Below are 25,102 nucleotides of genomic sequence, written 5' to 3' on the forward strand. Positions count from 1 at the left end.
CGGGCCTCGGCCGGGGGAGCGGCCCCTCCGGGCCGGGCCCCGGGGATGCCACCCGGCTCGGAGGGGAGTCACCGCCGGGACGCCGGACCGTCCGGCCCGCCGGCGGACGGAGCGTCAGGGGAAGGACACGAGGGTGGACGGCACGGTCGAGGTTCCGGCGGGGACCGTGGACGCTCCGGTGTCGTTGATGACGTGGTTGTAGTGGCCCATCCCGCCGAGGGACACCACCAGCAGGCTGTGGAACCTCACGCCCGGCTTGACCGGGGTCTTGAAGCCGTGGTGCTGGCGGATGGACGGGTCCACGTTGTAGTTGCAGTAGCTGCCCAGGCCCCACGCCTCGTGGGTGTCGACCGAGTCGTCGACCTGGTAGGCGGCGTACCCCTGGGTGGAACCGTTCTGGATGGCGGCCTGGTTGGGTGCGTCGTACGCCTTCTCGTTCTGGTAGAAGATCGTGCGGCCGCGCTCGCCGTACCACTCGACGTCGTACTTGTTGAAGTGCTCGACGAACAGGCCGGTGGCCAGCACGTCGTCGCCGTTGACGCGGACGCCGTAGTCGGCGCGGTTGGTCTCCCAGCCGACGCCCTCGCCGTGGTCGGCGCGCCACACCCAGGTGTGGTCGATGATCGTGTCGTCGCTGTTGACGACCATGCTGGTGGTGGCCCTGCCCGCGCCGGCGCCGCCGATGCGGAGGTAGACGTCCTGGACGGTGGTGGGGTTGGCGGCGTGGTCGGCGGAGGCTCCCTGCGGGCCGACCTCCAGCAGCGTCGGGGAGTTGACCGGGCCGGCGTCGATGAGGAAACCGGCCAGCCGCACGCCGTCGACGTCGGCGACCCTCATCGCGGTCACCCCGTTGTCGGGGATGATCGTGGCCAGGCCGAGGCCCAGGACGATGGTGTTCGCCCGGTCGACGTTGATGGTCCGGTCCACGTGGTAGACGCCCGGGGTGAACAGCAGGTGCAGCCCCTGGGCGAGTGCGGCGTTCATCGTGGCCGCGGTCGTGCCCGGCTTGACGACGTAGAACCGGCTCAGCGGGATCGACTCGCCCTGCGGGGCGCCGTTCGCCCAGGTGGTGCCGCGCGCGTTGGTGCGCTTGGCCGGCGCGAAGACCTTGTACTCGCCGCCGTCCAGGTAGAGGAACGGCTTCTCGCGGGAGATGGGGGTGGTGTTCAGGGTGGTGTAGCGGGGCTCGGGGAAGCTGGTCGCCGGGGCGCCCTCGACGCCGGAGAAGACCTGGTTCCACACGGAGTTGGACCAGCCGCCGATGGCGCTGTCGCGGGTGTACCACTGCTGCTGCGAGTAGTTGCCGACCTGGCCGTCGATCTTCGAGTCGGCGATGTAGCCGCCGCTGGCCCAGCCGTAGCCGTTCGGCGCGAGGTTCAGCCCGCCCTTGACGTGCATGCGGCGGAAGGACGCGGCCTGCGAGACGGCCCACCGGTTGGTGCCGCTCACCGGGTTCAGCGCCAGGTTCTCCGCTGCCCGCCAGAAGTTCTGCGTGGCGTTGCCGTTGAACCAGCCCGCGTCGACCGTCACGTCGCCGTTGATGGTCGTGTCGCCGGGCCGCAGGCCGAGCCCCGCGATCTGGGTGTAGAAGCCTATCTGCGCGTTGAGGCCGTTGTACGTGCCCGGCTTGAAGAGGAACGCGTGCCGGCCGCTGCCGAACTGCGCGGACTCCTGCTGCCGGAACACCTCGTCCAGCTTGGCCTGGATGCCCGGCGTCGAAGGGTCGAAGACGTGCACGTTCGGGCCGAGGTCGCCCCCGCCGGGCAGTTGCGGGCCTCCGGTGCCGCTCTCGCCGTACACCTTGAACTCCCAGAGCGAATAGCCGTACTGGGTGCCGCGGGCGGTGCCGTACATCCGTAGGTAACGGGCCTCGCCCGCCACGGCGATGGTGTCCGCGCCGCCGTCGCCGGTGGTGGTCTGGTAGGCCGTCGACCAGTCGGAGCCGTTGGTGGAGAGCTCGACGCGGTAGCCCTTGCCGTACGCCGCCTCCCAGTCCAGGACGACCTGGCTCACCCGGGCGGTCGCGCCGAGGTCGACGCGGATCCACTGCGGGTCGGAGTGGGCGCTGGACCAGCGGGTGCCGGCGTTGCCGTCGACGGCGTCGGCGGCCGGGGTGCCGCCGTGCTCCTGGCTGGAGGCGGTGACCGGCTTGCCCTGGGACAGCAGTACGGGCGCGGCCTCGGCCTCCTGGGCGGGGGCGAAGGCGAGGAGGGTGGCGGCGAGAGCGGCGACCAGCGCGCCGACGACACCCCGGCGCACGGGTCTGCGGGGTGCCGGTGGCGCCACGGACGGTATGCCGGCTGAGGGCATGGGGGGCTCCTTGGGAAGGGGAAGGGGAACGAGGCGGGAGAGCGCTCTCCGAAACCTTGCCCGTAACGACATGGGTGGTCAAGGGATCTGTCACCACTTAACTTTCGTCTTTCATTAAGTGCCGGTCGAGAGCTCGGCCCTCCTCTCCGGGGCGGAGCGGGGGCTGCCGCGGCACTACGCGACGGTGGGCGGGGCGCCTCGGTGACCAGGTCGGCCCGCGCGTGCTCGACGGCCTTCGCGGCGGCCGGGCCCGCGATGGTGGCCCGGTGCCTCCTGTACGGCCACGCCACAGCCGCAGCCGGATCGGCGGGGACCCGAGACGCCGTAGGGCCGTCCGCGTCCCGGGGAACCCCGCGTACCCGGGCGGCGAGCCCCGCTCGGTCGCCCGGGCCCGGTTCCGCGACGCCTCCGGGCCGACCCCGGGTCAGGCGGCCGACCCGGTCGTCGCTTCGGGGCGCACCCGGTACGGCGCGACCGCGTCCGCCCCGGACGCCGGCGGGCAGCGCTTCACGACCACGAGATGCCCGTTCGCGGGCCCTCGAGAGCCGGCGTCTCGTGTGTCCGGGGCCAGGGGGCAGGGATCGACGACCGAGCGGCCCCACCGTCAGGACACAGCCCCACCCCGGTGCGCCGGGAACTCCGGCAGGACGAGAGGGGCGCCCCCTTCCCGATCAGGTCGACGGGTCGAGCCGTTGGAGCTTGGAGACGATCAGCTTGCTGAACGCGGTGGCGATCCCGCAGACGTCCTCGGGGGCGCGGGACGCGGTCCGCCTGACCACGGTGCTGAAGGAGCCGCTGGAGCCGGCGACGATGAAGTCCTCGTCGGAACCGACGGTGACGTTCTGGTAGCAGGACTCCTCGTCGGCGGTCTGGACGGCGGAGTAGCCGGCCACCTCGATCCGCCGAGCGCCCGGCTCGTTCGCCTTCCCCTTCCGCGCCGCGTCACGGGGATACGGAATCCAACTCACCTGGACACCTGTGGAGACCAGCCAGTAGCACGACTCGGCAGGGCCCTCGGACAGGTCGATCTCGCGACCGGGCAGCTCGATCCCGTAGGCGGCGCGCTCCTCGTCGCTGAGCAGGGCGCACGAGGACAGGGCGTACCTGCTCAGGGCTTGCGTCAGATCGCTCGGGCCGGGAGACGGGGCAGGGGACGATGACTCCGGGGGCGGGGGACCGGAAGAGGAGCAGCCGACCAGCAGGACCAGCATCGTGAGCAGGGCCGCCGTTGGGGCCACGCGTCGTTTCCCTGAACTGGGGGACATGCGCCGGAGGTTAGCGTCCGGGCAGGGGGAGGGGGTCCCGAACGGCCGAACCCGCCGTGTGTTCCCCCGGGGCCGGCCCTCGGAACGTACCGGAACGGGGACCGGCGGAAACTCGTCGACCTCGGTTCCGGCGCGGTGACGAGCACTCCACCGGGTACGGGACGCGCTCGCGGACGGCGCGCGAACACGCGTGGGCGATCCGGGGCGCCTGCGGTCACCGGGACTTCGCCGCGAGCGAGGAGGGGCCGCGGGGGTTCCCGGCCGCGCAGGCGCGGTCGCCGCCGGAGGGGCCGCCGGCCCCGCCCGACGGGGCGGGGGTGCGGCCGGTGAACGACCGGGTGCCGCTGCTCGGGGCCACGGCACGGCCAGGGGCCGTGGTTCGCCCGGAGGACGAACGACCGATCGCGCGCCGCGTACGTCCGGGTCGCCGCCGGGTCGCCGGGCACCGTCGTGCCGGAGGCGGCCCACGCCGCTTCCGCCGGCGCGGACAGGCGGGCCGGGCGGTACGAGGAGGCGCGTACCGCCCGGCCGCTGGGCGTCGTCAGACGTTCGCCGTGGCCTTCTCGGCAGCGGGCTTCAGCGGTTCGGTGGCCTCCACCGGTTGCGCACCGACCGCGCTGTGCCGCTGGGCCCAGTTCTCCAAGGCCGTGCGGCAGGCGTGGTCGAGGTGGTGCAGGCCGGACAGATCCAGCTCCGCGCGCCGGTCCGGCGGCAGGTTCTCCAGGCTGTCGAGGATCTTCGGCAGCCGCAGGAAGGTCGCGTTGCCCGTCAGGTGGACCTGGAGGGGGCCGGTGCCCTTGTCGACGACCTCCAGCTTGATGTGCGAGGCGTCCCAGGCGGCCTTGACCACGGCCAGCGCGAGGCCGATGAGCACCCCCTCGAACATGTTGACCGCGACGATCGACACGGCGGTGACGACCAGGATGAGCGCCTCGCCCTTGTATCCCCGCCACAGCGCCGCGATCTGGCGGAAGGGGATCAGCTTCCAGCCCGCGTGCACCAGGATGCCGGCGAGGGCGGGAAGCGGGATCAGGGCCAGGGCGGCCGGCATCGCGGCGGCGAACAGCAGCAGCCACACACCGTGCAGCACCCGCGACGCCTTGGTCTTCGCGCCCGCGCTGACGTTGGCCGAACTGCGGACGATCACCGCGGTCATCGGCAGCGCACCGAGCAGACCGCACACGGTGTTGCCCGCGCCCTGGGCGACCATCTCCTTGTCGTACTGCGTGCGCGGACCGTCGTGCAGCCGGTCCACGGCCGCCGCGCTGAACAGCGACTCGGCCGAGGCGATCAGCGCGAAGGCGACGATGGTGCCCCAGATGGCCGGGGTGGCCAGTTCGCCGAAGGCGTCGGCCCCGGGCGGCTGGATGACGCCGAGCAGACCCTCCACCTCCACCGTGGCGACCGGCAGGCTCAGGGCGAGGGTGGCGACCGTCGCCAGGACGACCGCGGCGAGGGCACCCGGCACGGACTGCGCCGCCTTCGGCAGCTTCTTCCACAGCACGACGACGGCGATGGTGCCCGCGCCGATCGCGAGCGAGGCCAGGGCCTCGGTGCTGCCGAGCGCGTCGGCGAACGCTCCGGGCAGGCCCGTGATCTTGCCGACGCCGGTCTCCGGGGCCTTCAGGCCCGCCGCCGCGTAGACCTGCCCGGCGATGATCACCAGGCCGATGCCGCAGAGCATGCCCTCGACGACCGAGACGGAGATCGCCCGGAACCAGCGGCCCACCTTGAGGAAGCCCATGGCGAGCTGGAGCACCCCGGCGACCAGCACGATCACGCCGAGCGTGCCCACGCCGAACTCGCTGACGGCCTCGAAGACGATCACGGTCAGACCCGCGGCCGGACCCGACACCTGGAGGCTGCTGCCGGGCATGAGGCCGGTGAGGATGCCGCCCACGATGCCGGTGACGAGTCCGAGCTCCGCCGGGACGCCGGAAGCGACCGCCACGCCGACGCACAGCGGCACGGCGACCAGGAAGACGACGATGGAGGCGAGGAAGTCCTGCCGTAAGTGGGGGAACTTGGACAGCACGGTCACCAGCTCCCCTGCAGCGCCTCGAACGAGCCGGACTCCGTGCGGTGTTCCCGCACGATCCCGGTGTGGACCTCGTAGTACCAACCGTGCAGGTGGAGTCCACCCGCCTTGAGGCCCTGCTCGACGCACGGGTAGGAGCGCAACCGCTCCAACTGCGCCAGCACGTGGTTCTGCACGGCCTCGGCGACCGTCGGATCGTGTCTGTCGGAGCACTTCGGCTCGTCCGCGGCGTGCGCGAGCCAGTCGCGCACGGCCGGGACGGTGGACAGGTCGTCACGGCGCACCACGGCGCCGACCGCGCCGCAGTGGGAGTGGCCGCACACCACGACGTGCTTGACGCCGAGCACCCGTACGGCGTACTCGATCGTGGCCTTCTCACCGGCGGGCGAGACGGAGCCGTACGGCGGGACGATGTTGCCCGCGGTGCGCAGCTCGAAGAGCTCGCCGGGCTTGGCGCCCGTGATCAGGGCCGGTACGACCCGGGAGTCGGAGCAGGTGATGAACAGGACTTCCGGTGACTGGCCCTCGGCGAGGTGGGCGAACTCCTCAGGGCGTTGTCCGAACATTCGGGCGTTGTCGATGAGGGGCTGCATGGTGTGGTGTCTCCTCCTGGCGCGCCGTGGGGTGCGCGTCGGACTTACAGGGCAGGGTGGGGGCTACTGCTCAGCAGCGGAACACCCGGGGAACGGCCGGCGGGTGGGCTGACACCCATCCCGACGTGCCGTGATACGCATGGCCGGCCCGCACGTGGCTCGGGTGTTCGCCACCGGGGCGGTCCGGACATGACTCGGGTGTCTGCCATCGGAGGCGGTCCGGTGCTTCGCGGACGCACCCGACGGCACCGTGCCGACGGCCGGTGTCCCGGCGACCGGTGGGGTCCCGGAAGGCGGCGGAGCCCTGTCGGGTGAGGGGCTCGTCGGCGCAGTACCTGTCCAGATGACTGGTTTCAGTGCGCTGGATGTGGGCTTCGACCTGACGCGCTGCACGCGTGGGCGCGGACGGCCCAGTGAGGGGGGAGGAACCGCAGGGTGGGACGGGGGCGGGAGCAAGACCGCTACCCGGGACGTCGCACCTCGCAGCACCCTCTCCCCTCAAGACAGTCCACCGCCCTTTACGTTCACCAAAGATCGGTCAACGGCAGGTCAAGAAAACCTTAACTCGGCAAAGCCGCTTGCCGTGTTAACGGGATGTTTCCAAGTGGAGGAAGCCTGAAAAGTAAAGTAAAGTTGGCGTGAATTTTTCTGACTTCAACATTTCATGACGGTCTGCCGGCAGGCTCGACGGAGTCGGCGGGCCAGAACCCGCCGGTCGCGCGTGGGCTGAGCGCCGTCGAGGTCGGGGACGGCCGGCGGTTTCGCCGCGGCCCGGTCGCAGACGCGCGGTGAGCCGTACCGGGATGCGTGGTGTCCCTGATGCCAGAGTCGCGGCCTGGCGAAGGGGAACGCATGAAGGGCCCCTCAGGGTCGGGCCGGTGCTCGTAGAGTCCGGTGGGTGGAGGACGTGACGGGGCTTCTCGATCCAGTGTGGGGTGCGGTCCGGCAGGAGGTGGTCGGCCTCGGGCTGTCGGGTGCGCGGGTCTTGCGGGTGCTCGACGCGGAGGGGCATCCGGTCGCCTTCGTCAAGCTGGTCGATGAACGGGCCCGCCACCTCGTCGACGACCTCGCGGCCGAGGCCGCCCGTCTCGCATGGCTGGGGCGGCTGGGTGTGCCGGTGCCCGAGGTGCTGGGCACCGGGGTGGACGAGGGAGAGTCCTGGCTCGCGACGCGGGCGCTGCCCGGTCGCCCGGCCTCCGATTCCTGGTCCGCCGGGGAACGAAACGCCGTGGTCGACCTCCTCGCCGGCGCCGCCCGCGAACTGCACGCCACGCCCGTGGACGAGGCCCCCTTCGACCGCTCCGCCTCGACCGTGCTCGTGGAGGCCCGGGCGCGGGTGGCCTCCGGGCTGGTCGACCGGTCGTGGGCCATCGCTGGCAAGAGGGGCCCTGCGGCCCGGACGGTCCTGGGAAAGCTGGAGGGCGCGGTCGCCGCCCTCGGCGACGGGCGGCTCGTGGTGTCCCATGGCGACTTCTGCCTGCCCAACGTGCTGGTCGCGGGATCCGATGCGGCGTTCGTGGACGTCGGCCGGGCCGGCCTCGCGGATCCGCACTCCGACCTGGCGGACATGGTGCGCAGCCTGCGCAGCCCGATGAACCCCCAGTTCGGTCCCGCCTCGGCGGACAGGTTCCTGGACGCCTACGGCCGCGACGGCATCGATCCCGAGCGGCTCCGGCTGCACGACCTGCTGGAGAGCTTCTTCTGGCCCGTCCCCGAGGCGCTCACCACCGAGAACTGACCGGACCACGAGCCGCCTCGTCCGAGCCGTCCCCACCCTCCGTCCGACCGGCTCAGACCGAGGGCGGAAAAGGGCCCAGGTCCTGTTTCCCCGTCTGTTCCCCCGCCGTCTCAGCGGGACGTCCGGAAGCGCCGGGGCGGGTAGCGGACCACCGGCGTGCCCCTCCACCTACCGATCGTTGCAGAACGAGGTCGTGGTGTCGGCGGGTGATCTGCGACGGTCCGGGAGGGGGCAGGCGGTCGGGAGTGTGCGGACCGTGTTCGTCCCGGCTCGCACAACCTGCGCAAGCGCTGGGCCGCCCTACCGGATGTCGAGATCGGTACGACGGCCTCGGTGATTGTGCGGGCACACGGGCGGAAAGTGGGCATCCGATGTTTTCGTGGGTGCGTGACGTGGGCCGTGTCGAGGTGTCGGGCAGCGCTGCTGATCTGCTGTTTCCCAGGCTCGTGCGAGAGCGCGGATGCGAGGCCCGACCTCGCATGGGCGGGAGTGCAACGCCTCGACGCTCATGTGACGCTCGACCTGATGGTACGTCAGGTGGATGGGCGCTGCTGGTCTGCCGGATGCCGGTACCTCGGCTCGGCCCGCCCTGTACCCGGCTGGTCGGGCCTTCGACGGGGCCGGCGGCCGTCGAGGGCGGGAGCGGGTAGGGCTGTTGAGGGCGGGGTGAGGTAGCCGCCAGGGGCCGGGAGAGTCGCGGCGAGGTGGGCGCCGAAGTCGATGCTCCATGTTGTGCCGCCGAGAGGCGGGACGACGGCGACGGCCTCGTCGGTGCCGTTCCTGGCGTGGCCGTTGTCGCGCCGCAACGTGGTCGACCTCACCTCCGGCACCAACCAGGCCACCGCGAAGCGACCGTCGCGGGGGTCGGCGGCGGTGCGGCGAAGGCCGGGGGGATGCCGTCCGGACGCGGTGGAGCGAGGTCGGACCTGCTGCGGCAGGGAGAAGGTGGCGTGTCCGGTGGGGGCCGCCGCAGTCGTCTCCACACCCGATCGAAAGTTTCGAAAGTCGCGCACACGCTTGCGTTACGTCCCTTCCCGATCTCATTCCAGCCCTCGCGACGGTTCGCGTGAGAGATGGCTTGACCAGCGAAGGCGTACTCGTTACGCCTTCTTCAGGCGAAGGAAACATTTCCGAAAGACTGTCGAAACCATTGACAGGAACATGGCACTTTTCGAAAACTGTGGCCACCGAACGACAGGAGACCGTCGTTCCCTTCGCGCCATGGCAGCGGGGACGGCGGTCGGTCGTTGCGGCACGGCGACGGGAGCCCCCCGCCGTGTTCCACGCAGGACCGCGGGCAGCAGAAGCCGCCCGCCCCCCCACCAGCCTTCATCGGGAGGACGCATGCAGCGGGACCAGATTCAGCAGAACCCCACTCCCCCCAGCGGCTTGAGCCGACGAGGCTTCCTCGGCGGCGCGGGCACCGTCGCGCTCGCCACCGCGTCCGGACTGCTGCTGCCCGGCACCGCCCACGCCGCCACCACCATCACCACCAACCAGACCGGCTACGACGGCATGTACTACTCGTTCTGGACCGACGGCGGCGGCTCCGTCTCCATGACGCTCAACGGCGGCGGCAGCTACAGCACCCGGTGGACCAACTGCGGCAACTTCGTCGCCGGCAAGGGCTGGAGCACCGGCGGACGCAGGACGGTCCGCTACACCGGCTACTTCAACCCGTCGGGCAACGGCTACGGCTGCCTCTACGGCTGGACGTCGAACCCGCTGGTGGAGTACTACATCGTCGACAACTGGGGCAGCTACCGGCCCACCGGCCAGTACAAGGGCACCGTTTACAGCGACGGCGGCACGTACGACATCTACAAGACGACGCGGTACAACGCCCCCTCCGTCGAGGGCACCCGCACCTTCGACCAGTACTGGAGCGTCCGGCAGTCGAAGGTGACCAGCGGCTCCGGCACCATCACCACCGGCAACCACTTCGACGCCTGGGCGCGCGCGGGCATGAACCTGGGCCAGTTCAGGTACTACATGATCATGGCCACGGAGGGCTACCAGAGCAGCGGAAGCTCGAACATCACGGTCAGCGGCTGACCCCTGCCCGGCGAACAACCGGCTGCGGGCCCCGCCCTCGTGGCGGGTCCCGCAGCCGTGACGAACCCGCCACCGCGGTGGGGCGCCCCCGGCCGCTGGGGGAGGGCCCACCGGTTCGACGACCAGCACCCCCACACGGCGACCCCATCGCCCGGGCACCTCCACGGGAGCTCTGGACGTACCACGGCCGCAGCAGTGGTGACGCTGACGGAGACGGCACTCCCGACACCGCTGGCGCCGAACCGGCCTCCCGCGGGAACCATGGCCGACAGGTTGTCACCACGGGGACCGTAAAACGTGTGGGTCTGTTCCGTAGTCGGTGGTGACGCGGTTCGAGGCCGATGCCTCCGTCACGGGGATCTACCGGATTCGCATCGCTCCGGAGCGGCGCAGGAGTCCGCCGCCCTTCCCTCGGGCGCGACAGAGCACGTCATCGTCCCTACCGGCATGGCGCGCGTCGGTGGGCTCACCGACCCGGACCTGATCGGCCCCGTCGTGCACGGCACTTGGGCCGCTGACGTTCCGCACCTGTACCAGGCACCCGCCGGAGACGTCGAGACCCTGCTTGATCGAGCGTCACTCCTTCCGGACCGCCCGCGGTGCCGGTCGCTCGGCGTCCTCGCCGTGAGGGCGGCCGTCGAACCCACCGGACACCTCCACCCGGCCGCACCCCGCCTCCCTCACCATCCGCCGCAGCCCCACCGCGCTGTACACGAACCACACCGGAGCGGCCCGCGTCACCCGCTCACCCCGGACCAGCACCCGGTCGCTGCGCAACCGCGCCCGGTCGTCCGGCACGGTGTCGCTCCGCCCCAGTAGGACATCGCCCCGCTGGCCTGTGATGAGCTGGTGCGGAACAACGGTGGTGAACGGCCGCAACGGCACCTCGGCCGTCCGCAGCCGGCGAGGCCGCCCACTTTCCCCCAGTCGATACGGCCGTTGAAGGAGACCCGATATGAGCACGGCGAGAGCGGTCGAGGTCCCCACGCCCCTGGCGGCGTCATACGCCAGAACCTTCGGGACGGAAGGCAGGGCCTGGATCGCCGCACTGCCCGCGCTCGCGGCAGACCTCCTGGAACGCTGGGAGCTGAAACGGGACGGCGAGGCCGGAGCCGGGGAAGCCTCGCTGGTACTGCCGGTGCTGCGCGAAGACGGCACGCGCGCGGTCCTCAAACTCCAGATGCCCAGGCAGGAGACCACCGCCGCGCTCATCGGGCTGCGCAGATGGAACGGTGAGGGGATGGTGCGGCTGCTCGACCACGATCCCGAGAGCAGCGCCATGCTGTTGGAGCGGCTGGACGGTGCCCGCACACTGACCTCGATCGAGGACGACGACGTCGCGATGACCATCCTCGCCCGGCTCCAGGCGCGGTTGGTCCGCGTCCCCGCGCCGCGGGAACTGCGGACCCTCGGTGACATCGCCACCGAGATGCTGCAGCGGGTTCCGCACGCGGTCACGGCTCTGACCGACCCCGCAGACCGGCAACTCCTGCGCGGCTGGGCGTCGGCCGTGGCCGAACTGGTCAACGAACCCGGCGACCGCATGCTGCACTGGGACCTGCACTACGACAACGTCCTCGCCGCGGAGCGCGAGCCGTGGCTCGCCATCGATCCCGAACCTCTCGCCGGAGACCCCGGCTTCGACCTGTGGCCGGCCTTGGACAGCCGATGGGACGACGTCGTCGCGAAGGGCGACCCTTCGCGCGTGGTGCGGCGCCGCTTCGACCTGCTCACCGAGGTCCTCGACCTGGACCGCGCCCGTGCGACCGGCTGGACGCTGGGACGGCTGCTGCAGAACTCGCTGTGGGACATCGACGACGGCGTGACCACGCTCGCACCGTCTTCCATCGCCATTGCGCAGTCCCTGCTGAACCGTTCCTGACCCCCGTTGAGAAGTGAAGACCCACGACCGGTGACCGCACCGTTCGCGCGTACGGCATCGCCGTCGCGCAGGCACCCGAGGACCGCCTGGGAGTGCCGTTCCGGCGGGGCCGGCGCGAAGGGGCTGTACGTCGTTCGAATCGCCGAGGCACGGGTCCGCACCCTCCTCGGGTCCCCCGCCCCGCCCGCGTCAGAGGTGATGGCAGCGGGAGGGGCGACGCGGACGTCCGTGTTCACCCCGGGGCATCGCCCCAGGTCGGTGCGGTTCCTGCGCGGCTTCAGGGGCACGGAGGGCAGTGTGGGGGCGGGCAGTGGGGAACCGTCGTAGCCGTGCACCGTGCCGAAGCGGGAGCCGTTCTCCCAGTCCTCGCGGGCCCGCACGATGTCCTCGTGGGACCGGCCGATGAAGTTCCACCGAGAACCGCCCGGACCCCGCGCACGGCTACGCCGGACCGCAGGCGGTGTTCGACGCGCTGGCCGGCCACGGCTGGGTTTGCGACATCGACAGCCCCACCGTCGTGTCCGACCCCCGCCTGTCCACCAGCGTGACCCTGAACGCCCTTCCCGAGGAGGGCATTCAGGACGGGGACCCCCGCGTTCTCGACCCCGACGCCGACGCCGACGTGACCGGTTGGCAGGCGTGGTGCGAACCCCGGATGGGCGGCGGCTTCCTGTGGGCCGCGACCTTCTCCGCAAGCGTCCCGCACGACCTCGTCGCCGCCTTCGCCGCCTCCCTGGCCTCCCCTACACCGGTCCTGCGCCACACCCTGTCCCAGGACAGCGAGGACCAGCTCACCCTTCGGCCGACTGTCTGATGCGCCGAGGCCGGATCCCCCGCTGCGTCCGGCTCATCGGACTACCCCTTTCCTGCCGGACGCCTGCTGCCTGCGGTGCGGCCACGCACTTTCTTCGACCGTGATGACGAGACCCCCACAAGTTTCTGATCAGTACTCGACCGTGGGACATCTCGTTCACCCTCGTCCGGATACCGTCAGGCACCGGTGCGGCCGAAGCGGCCGCACCGGTACCTGACGGGCCGACGAGGCCCGTTCACGGCGTGCCGGTCTTGTTGAACCCCTTGTCGAGGTAGGGCTGCTGGTCCACGACGAAGCCGTCGTCCGCGACCAGGCGGGCGATGCCGCCCTGGTCCCGCCAGACCTCCCCGGAGGAGCCGAAGGAGAAGCCGCCGAACTGCTGGTGGGTCTCGTTGGTGTAGACCCGGTAGCGCTGGCCGGGCTGGATGACCGTCCCCGGGGGGAAGGGGAAGGAGCGCCCGGTGGGTTTGCTCTCCACGGCCCATCCGGTCAGGTCCTGGGGCGCGGCACCCCGGTTGAAGACCTCGACGTATTCGTCGGGCTGGCCCGGGCCGGTGCCCAGGTAGCGCAGGTCGGAGATGATCACGTCGGGCTCGTCGAGCGTGAACATGCAGACGACTTCGGCGAAGTTGATGCCGCCTTCCGGGCTGCGGAACTGCCGGACGATCTGGCCGTTGCGCTTGAAACCGCTCAGGACCGCCCGGTACTGCTTGCCGTTGATCGTGAGGGGCTGGGGGTGGACGAAGGTCTGCAGGTCGACCAGGTCGTCGTCCGCGGGGCTGCTACCCGTGTTGTTGGGCGTTTCGTCGTGATGGAAGGTGAAGCCGAGGTCGGTCGTGCTGCCGTCCTCGAACATGACGCTGATGGTGAGCTGGACGTCGAACTGGCTCGGGTTGACGACGGTGGGGACGTTGCGGTGCACGAAGGTGCCGATGACGAACTCGGTGCCGTCGAGCTGGACGTCCGCGGCGGCGCCACGGAACTGGTACCCGCTCTGCGAGTTGTTGCTGCCCCACCTGATGTCCGCGGTGCCCAGGCCGTTGACCGGCGAGACGGCCGGATTGGTGGACGGGAAGACGCCGGAGGTGACGACGGTGGTCATGGTGTCCGACCCCTGCCCTCTCAGTCCTCGTCCTCGATGACCTCGGCCTTGAGCTTGGCCGGCGGCGCGGTGCCGATCTGGGCGGTGCCGTCGGTGCGGCGGCCGGGACCTGCGCCCTCGACGGCTTCGAGGCCGCAGGTGTAGGCGATGCAGTCCTTGTCCTCGTCGTTCGTGTTCAGGTGCACGTGGTAGGTGAAGGTCAGCGTGCGCCCGTCGTCGCTGACCGCGGCCCGGACGGGGGGCAGGTTGCCGCCTGTCGTCTGGTCCATGCGCTTGTACTGGGCGCCCACCACGCCGTTCCAGCGGAATCCGGTGGGGGCGGTGAAGACGTGTTCGCGTTCGCCGGCGTCGACGGTCTCGCTCCAGTTCGGCGTGCGGACGCAGATGTTGATGGAGGTGCCGAGGCCGCCGGGGGCGTCCTCGACGCCGCCTTCCTGCCACACCACGAGGTCCAGTTTCTGCGCCCGGCCCTGCTCGTACCCCCAGTCGTAGCCGTTCGCGTACTGGTCCTTCTCACCCCGTGTGCCGTCGCGCGGCGGGTCGGCGTACGGGCGTCCGGCGAGGGCGTCGGCGCGTCCCTGGTCCTCCCCCCGCTTGTAGGCTTCCTTCCTGGACTGCACGTCGGCGGTCATCTCCGCGTCCTCCTGGGGCTGTGGTCGAAGCGTGCGACGGAAAAGACGTCCTGGCGCGGGCCGCCCCGCGCGGCGGGTGGCGCCCCGCACCGCGTACCGTGCGGTTCGCCGAACGCGGGACGCCCTGGAAGCGGTGTCCGGAAGACGGAGGGCAGGACGCCGCCTGTGGCTTCGGGCGGGGCGTCGGACGGAAATGACGGCGTGCACCGGACCGTCATCCAGATCCATCGTTGGCCCGCGCCCAGGGGTGATATGCCGTCGTACCCCCGTTCACGAGTGCCGGATCGTTTCTGCGTCACTTGTTCGAGTGAAGTCGAGGCGTACGGGGTTCAAGGGCGCGGAGTGCGGCAGGTCCGTGTCCGGCTGAGGGCACCGGATCCCCTGCTGTCCGCTCCGGCGGGCCCCGTCGCCGTGCGTCCCTCGCGGCTCCTTCCGCTCGACTCCTTCCGCTTGGTTCCTCCCCCGTGTGGGTGGAGCGCTCGGTGCGCTGCTCCTGCGGGACTGACCCAGCCGGTATGCAGGGGAAATGCCAACGACCGCTCGGAAGGAGACGGACATGCGGGAGACCTGGCCGTGGAAGTGGGGGGCGCGGGGCACCATCGAGGTCCGGCCGTGCCCGTACCGGGCGGTGACGGCGTGACGGCGAAGGCCGCGGCGCGGCAGCGGAAACCTGTCCCCTCGGCCGCGGGCGGACCGTTGAACACCGTGGCGGGCAACGGCACCGCCGGATTCTCCGGGGACGGCGGGCCCGCACCGGAGGGGCGGTTGGCGTTCCCCGCAGACGTGGCGGTGGGGGGCGGGGCGGTCCTCGTCGCCGACCACGCCAACCACCGGGTCCGCCGGATCGACGGCTCCGGCACCCTGACGACGGTCGCCGGAGACGGGCTGCGGGGCTTCGCGGGGGACGGCGGGGACGCGGTGCGGGCCCGTCTGGGTTTTCCGTCCGCACTCGCGGTCGCCCCGGACGGAGGCGTGCTCGTCGCCGACGAGATGAACCACCGGGTCCGCCGGATCGCGCCCTCGGGGGCCATCGACACCATCGCGGGAGACGGCACCCGCGGCGGTGGCGACGGCGGCGGCAACGGCGACGGTGGCCCCGCCGTCCGTGCCCGGCTGGACGCCCCGTGCGCCCTGGCCGTGGACGGCGCCGGATCGCTGTACATCGGGGAAGCGGGCAGCCCCAGGGTGCGCAGGATCAGCGGCGACGGCGTCATCAGCACGGTCGTCGCGGCATCCGGACGTTCCGGCGGCTCCGGTGCGGCCGACGCAGGTGAGACGTTCCAGCCCGCGGGCCTGGCGGTCGACGCGGCCGGGCAGTTGTACATCGCCGACCCGGCGGGCCGACGGGTGCTGGTGCTGGGCACGGACGGGACGCTTCGGGTACTGGCGGGTCCGCCGGGCGGGGGCGGCGACGCCACGGCCGTCGACTGGAGCGCCCCGTGCGCGGTGGCGGTCGACGGCCAAGGGGCGGTCTACGTCGCCGACCTGAACGGACACCGGGTGTGGCGGCTGGCCGACGGAGTGGCCGGGGTCGTCGTAGGGCCGGACCCGGCGATCGACGAGACGGCCGGATCCGGTGCCGCGGCCGATGCCGCCGTCGATGCCGTCGCCGGTGTCGCGCTGGCCTATCCGTGTGGCCTGGCCGTGGATCCGGCCGGGCGGCTGCTCGTGGTGGACAACTTCCACCACCGGATCGTGGCTCTGCCCCTCACCACGGCTCCCTCCCCGACGGTCGAGCGGGAACCGGGCGAGAAGCCGCGACCGGAGCCAAAGCCGAAGCCGCGACCGAAACCGCGGCCGAAACCGAAACCGCGACCGGAGCCGACACCCGAATCGGAGCCGACACCGGAGCCAGAGCCGCGACCGGAACCGGAGCCGACACCTGAACGGAGACCGGAACCGGAGCCGACACCCGAACCGAAGCCGAAACCGGAGCCGAAACCGGAGCCGAAACCGGAGCCGACACCCGAACCGAAGCCGAAACCGGACCGTGGAACCGACACCGCGCAGGCCGGCGACGGCGCTGCCGAGGCCACGACCGCCGCGCGACTGCTGGTCCGCCAGGAGGTCGGCGTGGAGGCCCCGCGCGGCGGAAGTGAACTGCTGCACGTACGGGTCTCCTCCACCGACCCCTGGGCCCCGGGACGGGTGGAACACCACTTCACGGCCCCGACGGGATTCGTCTTCGACGGCCGGGTGACCTGCACGTACTACCGCGAGGACCGCACGGTGCTCCCCGGTGGGGAACCAGCGGTGACCGTGCGGGACGACGGCCGAACGCTGACCGTCACGGACGAGCCCCGCCTGAACGCTCCCGGCCACCCGGCGGCGGCCCTGGTCTACACGCTCGGCGTCCGGTCGCCGGCGGACGCCGAGCCGGGCCGGTACACCGACGGACGGGCGGTGATCTCGGGCCAGCCGGAAGTGCGCCTGAAGGCAAGCGTTCTCGGAGACGACGAGGAGTAGCGGGAGCACGCGCGGGGCCGTGAGCCGCCCATGGCGGGCCATCCGCCAGGGGCGGCTCTTGGCGTACGCACACTCCGCATGCGGGAGTAAAGGTTTCTGCACCCCCGAGTCACCCATTCGAAGGTTCACAGATCGCGACAAATCGGAATCAGTGGGTTAGCGTTCGAACCGTGTCCACGCCCACCCTCCCGAGGCTCGGGCTTCCGGGCCCCTTCCCGCGTGCCCCGCTCACCCATCCGCTCGACCGCAGATGGCTGCACTACGCGTTCCTGTCCCGGTGCGGTCGACAAGCCCTGATCGCCAACCTGTCCGTTCTGGGGTCCTCCAGCGGCACGGTCCTCGCGGACCCGGGCGCCCCGGCCACCGGCCGGCGCAGCGGCACCGGTACGGCGGCCGAGGGACAGCACATGGCGATCCTCCTCGTCTACCAGGAGGGGTACGGCTGGAGCGCGACGCAGTTCAACGCCGAGCAGCCCGAACTGCCCTGGTCGGCCTTCCGGCTACCGCATCCGCACGGTGAGCCCGGCGTGTTCCGGGTGGCGGCCCGGTCCGCGGCGCCGGCGATCGACGTACGGCTGACCCGGACCAGCAGACCGTGCACCTCGCAGTGCGCGCCGTTCGGTGAGGACGAGCACCTGCGGTGGCAGTCGGAGCCCGGCGTCCTGGGCACCGGCACCCTGCGGCACGACGACGGCACGACCACGGAGACGGACCTGCTGGGCTACCACGAACGAGTACGCGGCCGCTGGTCCTGGCCCACGCTCGGCGGCTGGGTGTTCGGGTTCGTCAACGACCCTTCCGGACCGGCCGATGCCGCCCCGCCCTCGGCGGTGGTCTTCACCCTGCTCCAGCCCGCGCGTCCGGCGGACGCGGCCAACGGGTCGGTGATGCTGTGGCACGAGGGACGCATGATCCGCCACTTCCCGCGGCGCAACCTGCAAGTCGCGGTCAGCGGCAGCCTGGACCGCGACCGGGTGGCGATGGTGCCACCGCTGGCGGACGTACTGGGCACCCCGCCGATGGCCGCGGTGCCCGGCCGGCTGCTGATCACCGCCCGGCTCGGTGACGACCGCCTCGTCCTCGACTTCCGTTCGGACACGGCGGGCCGCATCGCCAACCCGTCGGAGACGAGCCTGCACCCGTTCAGCGTGCACGAAACCCTCGGCCCGTGCACCGTGGAAGGCCGCATCGGCGGGCGCCGCATCGGGTTCCACACCAAGGGCATCGTGGAGTTCGCCGGTGGTGCCCGTGACTGAGACCCTGCCCGCGTTCACGGGCGCCCGGCTGCTGGACGAGACCGTCGCCGCCCTGTCCGACCGGGCGCCGGCCATCCTCGCCGCCGCCGCCGACCAACTGCGCGGCATCCGGCTCGGCCTGCACTTCAACGACGGCAGCCACGCCACCCTCACCGCACGGCACAGCCGGGTCCTCGTCACCCAGGACCGCTGCCCCGACCCCGATGTCGAGGTCGTCTTCGACAACCGGGCCATGAACCTGCTGTTCGACCTGCAGCGCCCACCCGTCGATCAGGTCCTCCCCGACAGCCTCGACGTCCGCGGCTCCCGCGACGACACCCTCGCCGTGTGGCGTGCCTTCACCCTGCTGTCCCAGCGCGCGGCCGGCCTGCGCAGCATGCAGGAACTCTGGGGCGCCTACCGCGAACAGGCCCCCCACCTGTGGGGCAGCGCGGCGCCCGCCGTCCCGCGGCCGGCTGCCGACCCGGTCGACTGGACGGCGCTGGACTTCCTCGCCCGACGCTCCCCCGAGGACCCACCCGCACCGCTCGCGCTGATCGGCGACACCACCGTCAGGGCGCCGCGGCTGCTGTGGGACGGCCGCACCAGCACCAGCTGGTCGCTGGAGGACACCGTCCGCGACGCGGACCTGATGGACACCATGCGCCGGTGCCGGGCCCGCACCAACGAGGAGATCGAACGGCTGCTGCCGGACCGCGAACCGCGCGCCGAGCTGTACGACCTCATGCGCTCCTACCCCACCCGGCAGGGCAAGGGCCTGCGGCCCACCCTGACCATCGCCACCTGTGCCGCCTTCGGCGGGCGCCCCGACGACGCCGTACGCGCCGCCGCCGCGCTGGAGCTGTTCCACAACGGCTTCCTCGTCCACGACGACATCGCCGACGAGTCCACTCACCGGCGCGGCCTGCCGACCATGCACGAGGAGCACGGCCCGGGTCTGGCGGTCAACGCCGGCGACGGCCTGAACCTGCTGGCCGTCGACGCCGTCCTGTCCAACCTCGAAACACTCGGCCTGGTCCGCACCCTCGGCCTCATTCACGAGGCGATGCACATGTGCCGGGAGTCCATCGAAGGCCAGGCCATGGAGCTGGGATGGATCCGCCACGAGGTCGTCCCCGAGACCGACGACGCCTACTTCACGATGAGCACGAAGAAGACCGGCTGGTACACCTGCATCAGCCCGTGCCGCATCGGAGCCGTCTGCGCCGGTGTCACCGACCCGGCCGTGCTGGGCCGGTTCGACGAGGCGTTCCGCCTGATCGGCATCGCCTTCCAGATCCAGGACGACATCCTGAACCTGGTCGGCGAGGAGGCCCTCTACGGCAAGGAACCCCTCGGCGACCTGCTCGAAGGCAAACGCACGGTGATGCTGATCCACCTCTTCCGCACCGCGCACACCCACGAGCGCCCCCGCCTCCTCGACGTCCTGCGGCAGCGCCGCACCGACAAGACCCAGCAGCACGCCGAGGAACTCCTCGCCGCCATGCGACGGCACGGTTCCATCGAGTACGCCACCGACCTCGCCGACCGGCTCGCCGCCGAAGGCATCGCCCGCTTCGAAGAGGACCTCCAGATCATCCCCGAGAACGAAGGCAAAGCCGTCCTGCGGCAGATCGCCCACTACGTCACCTCAAGGCCACTGTGACCACCACGACCCCACCCCCGCCGGTCGACCCGACCACCACCGGCCCGCTGACCCCGACCGACCACCGCGCCCTGGCCTTCCTCGGCCAGACCAACCACTGCCTGCGCCAGTGCCTGTGCACCCTGGCCCGGCACGGCGTCGCGCTGCGCCGCCACGCCCCCGAGCGCGCCCGACTGCTCCTCGACACGATCCGGCCCTGGCCCTTCTACAAAGGCGGCCAGTTCCTCTTCGACCTGATGGAGTGGGAAGACCTCATGGTCGACGGCGACCCCCCGCCCCTGATGCCCACCGAGCGGATCGTCTCCACCTGCTCCCTGCCCGTCCAGTGGATCGCCGCCGCCACCGCGGAGACCCCCGACGCGATGAGAATCGTCCCCGGCCAGCGCACCGCCGCCGCTCTCGGCCTCCCCCTGCGCCTGCTGGTCACCACCGCCCGCACCGCCTTCCTGGGGGCCGCGCAGGACCTCACCGACCTGCTCGGCGCACCCACCGTCCAGGACGGGACCCAGACCGGGACCGAAGCCGGGACCCAGGACGACACCGGACACGCCTCCGCTCCGGAACCCGGCGCGGAGGCCGATGCCGAGCTGCCCCCCTTGGAGGCGGGGTTCTACCTCTACGAGGACATCGCCCTCGGCGCCCTCACCGTCCTCGGCCCGCTCCTGGCCGACCACGCACCGACGACACCGCCCCACCCGCCCGGCCCATGACGTCCGTCACCGTCCCGGCGACCGTGAGCGGGCCCGGTCCCCGAGCCCGCGACCAGCGGGACCGCCCTCGCGGACACCACCCATCCACAGAAGGGAAAACCATGGCCACGCAGACCCAGGCCCCCGTCGAACCGGGATCCGAGAACAAGCTGTACGTCCTCCAGCAGGGCATCGTCGAGGACGCACCGGGAGGGGTGCCGGCCCACCTCAGCTTCGGCATCCTCAGCACCGTCCCGAACCCGGTGAACCCCGGCGACATCACCTTCACCCTGAAGGCACCCACGGGCTTCGCGTTCACCGGCTGGCTCTCCTGGTCCTACCACGACGCCAACACGCTCCAGGCGAAGGGCAACCTGAAGACCATCCAGGGCACCCTCGGCGACGGAGGCCGCACACTGACCTTCACCCACAACCCGTACCTGTCCACCAACCAGGAGGCCCTCGGCTACGCGGCCCAGGTCACCGCCGTCGACGGCGCGGCGCCGGGCCGCTACACCGACGGCCAACTCAAGGTGGGAGCCGCCAACCCGGTCAAGCTCAAGGGCCGCGTCCTCGACCCCGACGAGGACTGACGTCCCCCTGACGGACCGCCCCGTCGGCGGCTTCCGGCACCCGCCCGGCACCGCCGACGGGGCGTGTGGTGCACGCATCCCCCGTAAGGAGACCGTCTTCGTCCTGGACGCCCCGGAGATGGCCCTCTGGCCACGCGACCGCGGCCAACGGCCCGTTCAGCCAGGCGAGTTGATCCATCACTCCGGCGCCGGGGCGCAGTGCACATCGTTCAAGCCCGCCGAGCACCTGGACGCCGCCGGCATCGCGGCGAGCATCGGATCCGTCGGTGACGCGTACGACAACGCCCTGATGGAGTCCACGATCGGCCTGTTCAAAACCGAGTTGACCAAGCCGCAGCGGCCCTGGAAGGCGCTCTCCCAGGTCGAGTTGGCCACCGCCGAGTGGGTCGACTGGTGCAACCACCGAAGACTCCACGGTGAGACAGGCCACGTTCCGCCCGTCGAATACGAAGCCAACTACTACACCGAACTCACGGAACCCCAGGTCACAACCACAGTCTGAGATCTTTACCGAAACCGGGGCGGTTCAGCCGACCCGTCCGGAGGGGTTCGCCTGCTGCCTCGCCGACATGCCTGCGGCGTACTGGCCGCGCGCCGAACTGGTCCCGTCGGCGACGGCGCCGTCAAGCCACCGCTCGCCGTTGCCGGTACCACGGCCGCTCTCCACTCACGAACCCGCGGTGGCTGGCGCCGCGTCAGTGCGATGCACTCACAAACACGCCTTCGGCCAGGACCGGCAGCGAAGGGGAACTGGAGCACCGGCCATTGGGCAGGGGGTTGGAACGTGCTTACCGGCCTATCGTGTTGCCCTCATGAGGTCGATGGCGGTTTTGTATGCCTCCGACAATATTGTGGTCGAGGTGGGGACGGCGCCTGCCCGGCCTCTCGATGTCGTGGCGCTCGGACGCGTCACGCGGCGGAGTCGCCCCCGGTCGTCGCGCCGCCTTTCCCGCGGTGCCGGTCCGCGGCGGGCTGAGACGCGGGGCGCCCCCCGGCGTGCTACCTGACGCCCCATCAGGAAAGTCGGCATTGGGTCGGCATTGGGTCTGCCAGACGCTGCTACACGTGGCCCTACGTTCGGATCACCGAGGCGCGGGTCCGTACGCTCCCCGGGTCTCCCGCCCCACCCGCGTCAGGGGCGGTGGCGGCGGGAGGGGCGATATGGACGTCCGTGTTCACCCCGGGTCATCGCTCCAGGTCGGTGCGGTTCCTGCGTGGCTTCAGGGGCACGGAGGGCAGTGTGGGAGCGGGCAGCGGGGGGCCGTCGTAGCCGTGCACCGTGCCGAAGCGGGAGCCGTTCTCCCAGTCCTCGCGGGCCCGCACGATGTCCTCGTGGGACCGGCCGATGAAGTTCCACCACATGACGATCTCCTCCCGGAACGGCGGCCCGCCCAGGAGGATCAGCCGCGCGGCCCCGGGGGCCTCGTTCGTGAGGGTCAGCGTCGTACGGCCGGGGGCGGCGTAGCCCAGTTCGGTCGGCCGCAGGAGCGTTCCGTCGAGACGGACGTCGCCGGCGTCGACGAGTACGCCGTGCTCGAACGCGGCGTCGACGTCCAGGACGACCGTGGCGCCCGGGGCCACGGACAGTTCGGCGCCCAGCAAGGGGGTGAAGGTGCGCACCGGCGAGGTGGCGCCCGCGAGCGTGCCGAGGAAGACGCGGGCCTCGCCGCCGTCCAGTGCTACCGGGGCGGGCACGTGGTGCTGGAAGTCACGGGCCGCGTCGCGGTGCCGTTCGGGCAGCGCCACCCACAGTTGCACGCCGTGCAGCAGCGTGGTGCGGGGCGTCGACACCTCCGAGTGGCTGATCCCGTGGCCGCCGGTCATCAGGTTCAGCTCCCCGGGCCTGACGAAGGCGTGGCTGCCGAGGCTGTCACGGTGCTCGATCTCGCCGGTGAAGAGCCAGCTCACCGTCTGCAGGCCGGTGTGCGGGTGGGGGGCGACGTCCATGCCGCCGGTTTGCGCGACGTCGTCCGGGCCGTAGTGGTCGGCGAAGCACCACGCCCCGATGAGCGTGCGGGCACGCTGGGGAAGGGTGCGCCGTACCGTCATCGCGCGCGGGCCGCCGAGGGGCACGCTGCGTGCCGTCAGGACCTCCACGCCGGGCCGTGGCGGTTCGGCCGCCTCCGCCCCGCAGACCAGCTCGGCGGGGCGCGTTTCCGTGTTGCTCACCGTCGGATTCCTCCCGCACCAAAGAATGTTCGATTTTCAACATCTACGTGATGATGATAGGACCCATCATGGCCGTTGGCGCGACGAAGGGGACGGACGTGGGGCAGGAGGCGGGGGTGGGGGCGGCGAGGGCCGGCCTGGCCGGCGCGGCACCGGGCCGGATCCTGGTCGGGTCCGTCGGCCTCGGGGTGTCGCGGCTCGAAGGGCGCGCGTGCCGCCTCCGTCCGCACATCCGCACGAGCCCGCACGTCCGCACATCGGTACGAGCCCGCGCATCCGCACGTTCGTGCGCCTCCGTACCTCCGCGCCGGCCCGCGCGTCCGTGCGGGTGCGCGGGCGCGTCGCCCGTCGGGCGCGGCCTCGGCCCCGCCCACCTCGCGGAAGTGCGCCGCGCTCGCTCCGGCGGAGACCGAGACGCCCCCGGCGCGCGCGGCGCGCGGAGCCCCGTGCGCGCCGGGACGGGATCCGTGCCGACGGGCGAGGGGATACCGGCCGTGATCTGGGCGGCGATCGCCGCCGACGCCTCCCACCGGCTCTCCGCCCCGGGCGGGCGGCTCCTACGCCTGGCTGCCGCGGGCGCGGCCCCGTGACAGGCTGGACCGTGGCGCGGCCTGGGGATCGCGTCAGGCGACCGCTCTGACCTGCGCGGAAGGGTGGGGAATCGGCGGGGGAGCCGTACCGTTGAGGCTTGTAGTTGAATTTACAACTAAAGGAAGTGGTCCACATGCAGTTCGGCATCTTCACGGTCGGCGACGTGACGCCCGACCCGACCAACGGGCGCACCCCGACCGAGCACGAGCGGATCAAGGCCACGATCGCCATAGCCCGCAAGGCCGAGGAGGTGGGGTTGGACGTGTTCGCGACCGGCGAGCACCACAACCCGCCCTTCGTGCCGTCCTCTCCCACCACGCTTCTCGGGTACCTCGCCGCCGTCACCGACCGGATCACCCTGTCCACCTCGACGACGCTGATCACCACCAACGACCCCGTGAAGATCGCCGAGGACTACGCCTACCTGCAGCACATCGCCGACGGCCGCGTCGACCTGATGATGGGCCGCGGCAACACCGCCCCGGTCTACCCGTGGTTCGGCAAGGACATCCGGCAGGGCATCCCGCTGGCGATCGAGAACTACGCGCTCCTCCACCGGCTCTGGCGGGAGGACGTGGTGGACTGGGAGGGCAGGTTCCGCACGCCGCTGCAGGGCTTCACCGCCACTCCGCGCCCGCTGGACGGCGTCCCGCCGTTCGTGTGGCACGGCTCGATCCGCTCCCCGGAGATCGCCGAACAGGCCGCCTACTACGGTGACGGCTTCTTCCACAACAACATCTTCTGGCCCATGTCCCACACGAAGCAGATGGTCGAGCTGTACCGGCAGCGGTTCGCGCACCACGGCCACGGCACCCCCGAACAGGCCATCGTGGGCCTCGGCGGCCAGGTCTACATGCGCAGGAACTCGCAGGACGCCGTACGGGAGTTCCGCCCGTACTTCGACAACGCGCCGGTCTACGGCCACGGCCCGTCGCTCGAGGAGTTCACCGAGCAGACACCGCTCACCGTCGGGTCCCCGCAGCAGGTGATCGAACGCACCCTCGGCTTCCGCGACGCGGTCGGCGACTACCAGCGCCAACTGTTCCTGATGGACCACGCGGGTCTGCCGTTGAAGACGGTGCTCGAACAGATCGACATCCTCGGCGAGGAGGTCGTCCCGGTGCTGCGCAAGGAGTTCGCGAGCATGCGCCCGCCCGGCGTACCGGAGACCGCGCCGGTCCACCCGGCCGTCGCCGCCCGCGGAACCGGCGCCGGGGAACACCGCCCGGAGCGGTGAGCCGCCGGGGGCGGCGTACCGGACCGG

20 protein-coding genes and 1 pseudogene are annotated in these 25,102 nt (G+C 71.5%); 12 read left to right on the top strand and 9 right to left on the bottom strand.

Going from position 1 to position 25,102, the window contains the following annotated elements:
• Positions 1-114 precede the first annotated feature (114 nt).
• The 4 genes from AC07D6_RS04870 to AC07D6_RS04885 form a co-directional block, all read right to left on the bottom strand.
• Positions 115-2,310, bottom strand: a complete 2,196-nt coding sequence (locus AC07D6_RS04870) for a discoidin domain-containing protein (RefSeq protein ID WP_479042003.1) — start codon at positions 2,308-2,310, stop codon at positions 115-117.
• Between the two features lie 671 nt (positions 2,311-2,981).
• A complete protein-coding gene (locus AC07D6_RS04875; RefSeq protein WP_315877952.1) occupies positions 2,982-3,548 on the bottom strand; it encodes a DUF3558 family protein in 567 nt (188 codons plus the stop codon).
• A gap of 568 nt (positions 3,549-4,116) precedes the next feature.
• Positions 4,117-5,607 (bottom strand): SulP family inorganic anion transporter, encoded by a 1,491-nt coding sequence (locus tag AC07D6_RS04880; protein ID WP_479042342.1) that lies wholly within the window; start codon positions 5,605-5,607, stop codon positions 4,117-4,119.
• Between the two features lie 5 nt (positions 5,608-5,612).
• On the bottom strand, positions 5,613-6,206 hold the full coding sequence (locus AC07D6_RS04885; RefSeq protein WP_479042005.1) for a carbonic anhydrase: 594 nt from the start codon (positions 6,204-6,206) through the stop codon (positions 5,613-5,615).
• Between the two features lie 898 nt (positions 6,207-7,104).
• Here AC07D6_RS04885 and AC07D6_RS04890 point away from each other — a divergent pair.
• Positions 7,105-7,944, top strand: coding sequence for a phosphotransferase (locus tag AC07D6_RS04890; RefSeq protein ID WP_479042007.1), 840 nt, complete (start codon positions 7,105-7,107; stop codon positions 7,942-7,944).
• A 1,344-nt stretch (positions 7,945-9,288) separates the two neighbouring features.
• A complete protein-coding gene (locus tag AC07D6_RS04895) occupies positions 9,289-9,999 on the top strand; it encodes a glycoside hydrolase family 11 protein (protein ID WP_315877949.1) in 711 nt (236 codons plus the stop codon).
• 576 nt (positions 10,000-10,575) lie between these two features.
• On the opposite strand, the gene AC07D6_RS04900 is transcribed toward AC07D6_RS04895, so the two are convergent.
• Positions 10,576-10,797: a hypothetical protein gene (locus AC07D6_RS04900; protein WP_479042009.1), complete on the bottom strand. Its 222-nt coding sequence runs from the start codon at positions 10,795-10,797 to the stop codon at positions 10,576-10,578.
• A gap of 157 nt (positions 10,798-10,954) precedes the next feature.
• Between AC07D6_RS04900 and AC07D6_RS04905 the strand changes: the two genes are divergently transcribed.
• Positions 10,955-11,881: an aminoglycoside phosphotransferase family protein gene (locus tag AC07D6_RS04905; protein WP_479042011.1), complete on the top strand. Its 927-nt coding sequence runs from the start codon at positions 10,955-10,957 to the stop codon at positions 11,879-11,881.
• Positions 11,882-12,150: 269 nt separating this feature from the next.
• On the opposite strand, the pseudogene AC07D6_RS04910 reads toward AC07D6_RS04905, so the two are convergent.
• Positions 12,151-12,294 (bottom strand): annotated as a pseudogene (locus tag AC07D6_RS04910) (pirin family protein); the annotation flags it as partial.
• Positions 12,295-12,341: 47 nt separating this feature from the next.
• On the opposite strand from AC07D6_RS04910, the gene AC07D6_RS04915 reads away from it, so the two are divergent.
• Complete coding sequence (locus AC07D6_RS04915; RefSeq protein WP_479042013.1) at positions 12,342-12,695, top strand: SPDY domain-containing protein; 354 nt, start codon at positions 12,342-12,344, stop codon at positions 12,693-12,695.
• A gap of 235 nt (positions 12,696-12,930) precedes the next feature.
• Here the strand turns inward: AC07D6_RS04915 and AC07D6_RS04920 are convergent, their stop codons facing one another.
• Positions 12,931-13,797, bottom strand: coding sequence for a choice-of-anchor K domain-containing protein (locus AC07D6_RS04920; RefSeq protein ID WP_479042014.1), 867 nt, complete (start codon positions 13,795-13,797; stop codon positions 12,931-12,933).
• A gap of 20 nt (positions 13,798-13,817) precedes the next feature.
• Positions 13,818-14,429, bottom strand: a complete 612-nt coding sequence (locus AC07D6_RS04925; protein WP_479042016.1) for a hypothetical protein — start codon at positions 14,427-14,429, stop codon at positions 13,818-13,820.
• Between the two features lie 705 nt (positions 14,430-15,134).
• Here AC07D6_RS04925 and AC07D6_RS04930 point away from each other — a divergent pair.
• The 6 genes from AC07D6_RS04930 (at position 15,135) to AC07D6_RS04955 (ending at position 21,580) form a co-directional block, all read left to right on the top strand.
• The gene (locus tag AC07D6_RS04930) at positions 15,135-16,895 is read left to right on the top strand and encodes an NHL repeat-containing protein (RefSeq protein WP_479042018.1); all 1,761 of its coding nucleotides are present in this window, start codon (positions 15,135-15,137) and stop codon (positions 16,893-16,895) included.
• A 170-nt stretch (positions 16,896-17,065) separates the two neighbouring features.
• Positions 17,066-18,151, top strand: coding sequence for a hypothetical protein (locus AC07D6_RS04935; RefSeq protein ID WP_479042020.1), 1,086 nt, complete (start codon positions 17,066-17,068; stop codon positions 18,149-18,151).
• On the top strand, positions 18,144-19,796 hold the full coding sequence (locus tag AC07D6_RS04940) for a polyprenyl synthetase family protein (RefSeq protein WP_479042022.1): 1,653 nt from the start codon (positions 18,144-18,146) through the stop codon (positions 19,794-19,796). The genes AC07D6_RS04935 and AC07D6_RS04940 overlap by 8 nt, the downstream gene beginning before the upstream one ends.
• Positions 19,793-20,506: a hypothetical protein gene (locus AC07D6_RS04945; RefSeq protein ID WP_479042024.1), complete on the top strand. Its 714-nt coding sequence runs from the start codon at positions 19,793-19,795 to the stop codon at positions 20,504-20,506. The genes AC07D6_RS04940 and AC07D6_RS04945 overlap by 4 nt, the downstream gene beginning before the upstream one ends.
• Positions 20,507-20,607: 101 nt before the next feature.
• Positions 20,608-21,078, top strand: coding sequence for a hypothetical protein (locus tag AC07D6_RS04950; protein ID WP_479042026.1), 471 nt, complete (start codon positions 20,608-20,610; stop codon positions 21,076-21,078).
• Positions 21,079-21,247: 169 nt separating this feature from the next.
• Complete coding sequence (locus AC07D6_RS04955; protein ID WP_479042028.1) at positions 21,248-21,580, top strand: integrase core domain-containing protein; 333 nt, start codon at positions 21,248-21,250, stop codon at positions 21,578-21,580.
• A gap of 683 nt (positions 21,581-22,263) precedes the next feature.
• Here AC07D6_RS04955 and AC07D6_RS04960 read toward each other — a convergent pair.
• Positions 22,264-23,247, bottom strand: a complete 984-nt coding sequence (locus AC07D6_RS04960) for a pirin family protein (RefSeq protein ID WP_479042030.1) — start codon at positions 23,245-23,247, stop codon at positions 22,264-22,266.
• Positions 23,248-23,714: 467 nt separating this feature from the next.
• On the opposite strand from AC07D6_RS04960, the gene AC07D6_RS04965 reads away from it, so the two are divergent.
• Entirely contained in the window at positions 23,715-23,837 is a 123-nt protein-coding gene (locus tag AC07D6_RS04965; RefSeq protein WP_479042032.1) for a hypothetical protein, read from the top strand.
• 134 nt (positions 23,838-23,971) lie between these two features.
• On the top strand, positions 23,972-25,075 hold the full coding sequence (locus tag AC07D6_RS04970; protein WP_315877946.1) for an LLM class flavin-dependent oxidoreductase: 1,104 nt from the start codon (positions 23,972-23,974) through the stop codon (positions 25,073-25,075).
• Positions 25,076-25,102 lie beyond the last annotated feature (27 nt).

The organism is Streptomyces sp. NPDC045287, from assembly GCF_056432325.1.